Origin of the sequence: Nesterenkonia massiliensis, from assembly GCF_000455245.1 — a bacterium.
GTDB classification, from domain to species: domain Bacteria; phylum Actinomycetota; class Actinomycetes; order Actinomycetales; family Micrococcaceae; genus Nesterenkonia; species Nesterenkonia rhizosphaerae.
This window is the reverse complement of the sequence record NZ_HG005166.1, coordinates 489645-493746: the sequence shown is the minus strand read 5'-3', so window position 1 is coordinate 493746 and position 4102 is coordinate 489645. Positions and strand designations below refer to the sequence as shown.

At 57.7% G+C, this 4102-nt stretch carries 4 protein-coding genes and 1 pseudogene; 2 read left to right on the top strand and 3 right to left on the bottom strand.

All coding sequences use genetic code 11. The features are described from left to right. The 3 genes and pseudogenes from TX78_RS14220 to TX78_RS05435 form a co-directional block, all read right to left on the bottom strand. Nucleotides 1-268, bottom strand: a pseudogene (locus TX78_RS14220) (IS3 family transposase); the annotation flags it as partial. A gap of 115 nt (nt 269-383) precedes the next feature. Continuing rightward, on the bottom strand, nt 384-1529 hold the full coding sequence (locus TX78_RS05440; protein ID WP_147640427.1) for an NUDIX hydrolase: 1146 nt from the start codon (nt 1527-1529) through the stop codon (nt 384-386). Between the two features lie 167 nt (nt 1530-1696). Continuing rightward, complete coding sequence (locus TX78_RS05435) at nt 1697-2035, bottom strand: hypothetical protein (protein ID WP_147640426.1); 339 nt, start codon at nt 2033-2035, stop codon at nt 1697-1699. Nucleotides 2036-2132: 97 nt separating this feature from the next. Here TX78_RS05435 and TX78_RS12590 point away from each other — a divergent pair, with 97 nt between their 5' ends. Together TX78_RS12590 and TX78_RS05425 are read left to right on the top strand one after the other, a co-directional pair. Then, complete coding sequence (locus TX78_RS12590; RefSeq protein WP_049897505.1) at nt 2133-3062, top strand: hypothetical protein; 930 nt, start codon at nt 2133-2135, stop codon at nt 3060-3062. A gap of 101 nt (nt 3063-3163) precedes the next feature. Then, nucleotides 3164-3865 carry a DUF6308 family protein gene (locus TX78_RS05425; protein WP_044494282.1) on the top strand — a complete coding sequence of 234 codons (702 nt, stop codon included), beginning with the start codon at nt 3164-3166 and terminating at the stop codon, nt 3863-3865. Nucleotides 3866-4102 lie beyond the last annotated feature (237 nt).

Sequence of the window (4102 nt, the reverse complement as noted above, 5' to 3'; positions counted from 1 at the left end):
TCCCGACGCGTTTGCCTCGGCGCTTCACCGGAACACGCAACCCTTCCTCGCGCCAGAGTCGCTGGACCTTCTTGTGATTGACCACCCAGCCCTCGGCCCGGGCGTCATAGTAGGCCCGCCGGTAGCCCCAACGCGGGTGCTTCTTTGCATAAGCCCGTAGCCAGGCCCCCAGCCCAGCATCAGGATCACCAGCATTCTCGGACTTTAGTGCCCGGCGGAAGGCGGATCGGGCAAGCCCGGCCAACGCGGTGGCGCTGCGTTCACTGATGAAGGAACCGCGGCTCTCATACTGCCTGGACCTACTCCCGGGGGCATTCCATCACGGCATGATCAGTCATCACAGGTGAGTCTAACGGTCTGGACACGGGAAACGTCCCAGTGCCCTAAAGCCCCAGAGTTCTGTAAGTGTGCAGCGCGTACAGCGTCTGAGGACGCGCATCATCAGCATGCTCCTCAACCCACTTCCGCAACACTGTGGGGTTGCGCTTCAACGTATGCAGCTGTGACACCTCCATAGGACGATCCTTGGGGAAGCGGTTCTTCAAGTCCGTCATAGTCACCGACTCCTTCAGCTCCACAACCACCACCAGCCCGTCCTGGAAGAAGTTGTTCTCGAAGAAGGCAGACAGGAAGCGAATCTCCGCGATCTCGCTGCGCTCAATGCCCAGCTCCTCCTGCAACCCCCTGCGCACCGCGTCGAACAGATCCACCTCCTTATGCTGGCTATCAAAGTCTGACTGTGAGACCGCTTCAGTTACGGAGACATACCACCAAGCCTTCCCGTCAGAGTAGGCAGCCCCCGGTGCACGCCGAGTCACAATGATCTCGTCCGTGGACGAGAGCTCAACGATGACCGACAGCCCCAGGGCGTTTCGGAAGATACTGCGTGGACCATTCAGTTCCTCCAGTGTCTGAAGGGTCCTCCGTTCGTGCAGTTCCGGAATCTCCCGACGGACACGGTCCATCACACGCTGGGTGAAGTAATCCGTGTCATAGACCTCCAGCCGAAGTTTGGGGAGCTCCGCCACGTCAACGGTGCGCTCATACGGGCGGGCCCTCAATACTCCATACTTACGACCGTTGAAATGAGCACCTGCGTCGGCAGCGATAAATTGCAGAATGATTTCTCTCCTCGCAGCTTCCAGAGCTTCCAGGGCCTCTGGCCACTCCTGGAAAAATAGCTCGAAGTTCTCCGGAAGAACATCATCCCGCTGAGGGAACTGGGATACATCAAGCTTCGACAGAAGATCTTTGGGCGGCGCGAGGAAGAACGGTCGCGGGCGAATCACTGCCTTGATGTTCTCCCGGTTGTCGCTCCAATCAATAGGGGGCACAAAAGGGGCCAAAGTAGTGATTCTCGTTTGCTCCTCAATGCCTCTTTCACGGCGAACCCGCTTACGTTTGGACGTCACACGAAGCGAACGCACGGTACTGTTCCAGCCGACATCAACGATCCGCTGCGCCACTGCGCCCAGCATCGCACCCACGAATAGCGTCACTAGAGGATTTGTCAGAAGCTCAGCCAACATGATCCTCAGTATGTCAGGGCCCTCATAGGAGCCCTAAGACGGGACATCTCAAGCGCCTGAAGCTCGTGGAAATCAGTTGAGCCCCAGCGTTGTGCTAGGGCATGTCTCCCATATGTGAAGTGATTTCTCCGGCACCCATGGAGCCATGGCCACTTGGACTCCGTCCCTTAGCCGTTGCGTACATAGGCACCTAGCGCATCCTGCTTAGATTCAGGCAGCATCCCGAGCGTTTCGAGGTAACGCACCGCTCGCTCCCGATAGCGTGTGCGGTCATGAGTTCGCGGTGCGGGCTCCTCCCATTCCTCAAGGAGACGAGCAATAGTCTCCACGTCCTCTTCGCAGTAGAAGAATCGCGTCACCGCGGAGGCCGCAAATACACGTCTCATGACAACATCCCGCTTCACCCGGAATCCATCGTCGGCGGTAAACGTCTCTCGCGTTCTCATCTCAGCAGGTATGACTGAGGCAGCAAGTGCCAGAACGTTTTCAATATCGCTTTCTCCCATAGCGAGGACCATAGCGCCGGGCACAGACATCCTCCCCCGACAGCGTTGGTGTCCTACCTGGCTCCTAGACTGCAGTCACCGATCTGAAGGAGCGCCAATGCGATCAGCCATCACAGCAGCAATGGAAACTGTTATCACAGGCGGCCGCTTAGATCTGCCAACAGGCCTGTGGGTGACAGATTCCGGTGAGCAGCGAACGGATCTGAGCCTAGACATCATCGATGCCGCCCAACGAGGACTCAGAACTGGCGACCAGCTAGTGGCAATGGGACTACCTGACCTGGCAAGGCTGCTCTGGCAGGAGGACGATGCGGAAAACCCACGCAGCTGGGAGATCCATTCGCGCCATTACAACGATCGGGCATCCACCATCATTGAGGCGCTCAATCTTCCCTACCGTCCGTATCAGAGGCCCTCAGTTGAGGATCAGGTGCTTCTCGATGCCTGGGACATGTATTCGGATACCAGGGAAGAGAGAGTCATCGATCAAGTCATTCCCCGTGTACAGGACAAGAAGTACTTGAGCGTGTTGGATATCGCTTCCCTGGTCTCCTGGCCCAGACTGTCCCAACAGAACCAGGCGATCGAAAAGCTCTACGAAATGCCTGAGGAGCGTGTGGAGGATGTCACTGCACGCGCATACCAAGCTGTGACAGGCCGGGACGGCAAGCTCGTAGACAAAGCCCATACCGGGTGGCAGATCTTGTGTGAGCTGCCCGGGTTCGATCAGAATCTGGGGCTAGCCTCAGCGGTGCTCCATGTCTGCAGCCCACTGCGCATGCCTGTATGGGATAAGTATGTCGAACGTGGCCTGGACCTGCTGAACCTGCCGATCACCACTGCTGCTGGCCCCTACGCGCAATACGTTCAGGCCTGCATCAAGCTCGAGCGGCGCATCAGTCAGAACTCTGCGCTCTCGGCGTACTACAAGGAAGATGACCCCCTGCCGACTATCGCTGACCGAGCACTGCACGTGATCGGGCGACGCAGCTTCACTCCTCCGATTCTTCCCCGACCGGGTCAATAGGGAGTTCCTATGCTGACTCCGGAATAGCTCCGCTGTCATTTTCAGAATAATGTGAATACCTAGAGTCCCTTGAATAACTGAGCGAACGACGGAGGAAGTCTATGAGCAGCGAATTTTCGGTCCCGGAAATAGATCAGACAGTGCTCGAGCAAGCCCGAGACAACGCCCTCAGAGCCCTCAAAGATCCCGGCACCCCGGTGAGACTTAGCGAATTTTATAACCCTGAGAGCAACTACGCGGGCGCGACTTTCACCCAACTGGCCCCTCGTGATGACATGCGCATCACAGCCACAGACCTCTTGGCCACTGGCACCCTCTCTGTGACAGTCCCGCCAAGGGCAATTCGACGGTTCTTAGAAGATGAGCGGTTGGCACAGGATCTTTCACACCGCCTGTGTGGCCTGCCGCAAGTCAAACTCGAAGAGACCACTAAGCAGGACTTCGCTCCCATGTGTGAGTTCTACGATCTGGTGAAGTCCTCGCTCGCTCAAGCAGGGACTAAGACTTCAAATCCGTGGGTGACGGCCAGCAAAATCACTGCACGTAAGCGACCCGACTTGTTCCCAGTACGGGACCGAGTAGTGTGCCAGTTCCTAGGAATCCAGAAACTGGGCGACCGTGCCGCTGATTGGTGGGTATTCCGGGAGCTCATGAACGACGACAGGATCGTCGAGGAACTGGGTAAGTTGCCTGAATTCGTCATGGAAGCACGCCCCGACGCTGAGTTGGTGATGGATTCAGAACCACTGCGGCTCTTGGATGCCGCCCTGTGGAGGTTTGCCGGGGACGGCGACAGAGACTGACTCAGATCGCTACATATTTCCCGCCTATGATCGTAGGCCCAGGGGGACGTCTCAGGAGATCGGTCAAACTTGCGCTTGTCAACAGTAGCGGTCGGTGGAACGGGGCCAAATAGCCCCTGAGGTTACGTGTGTGGCCGCGGGTAACAGGGGTACCGTGGCCACAGCACCGACCGCAGGTTAGGGATTCACGGGAGGCCGCTGGGTGCCGCGCCTAGCTGTAGTTCCCCGTGAGGTTGT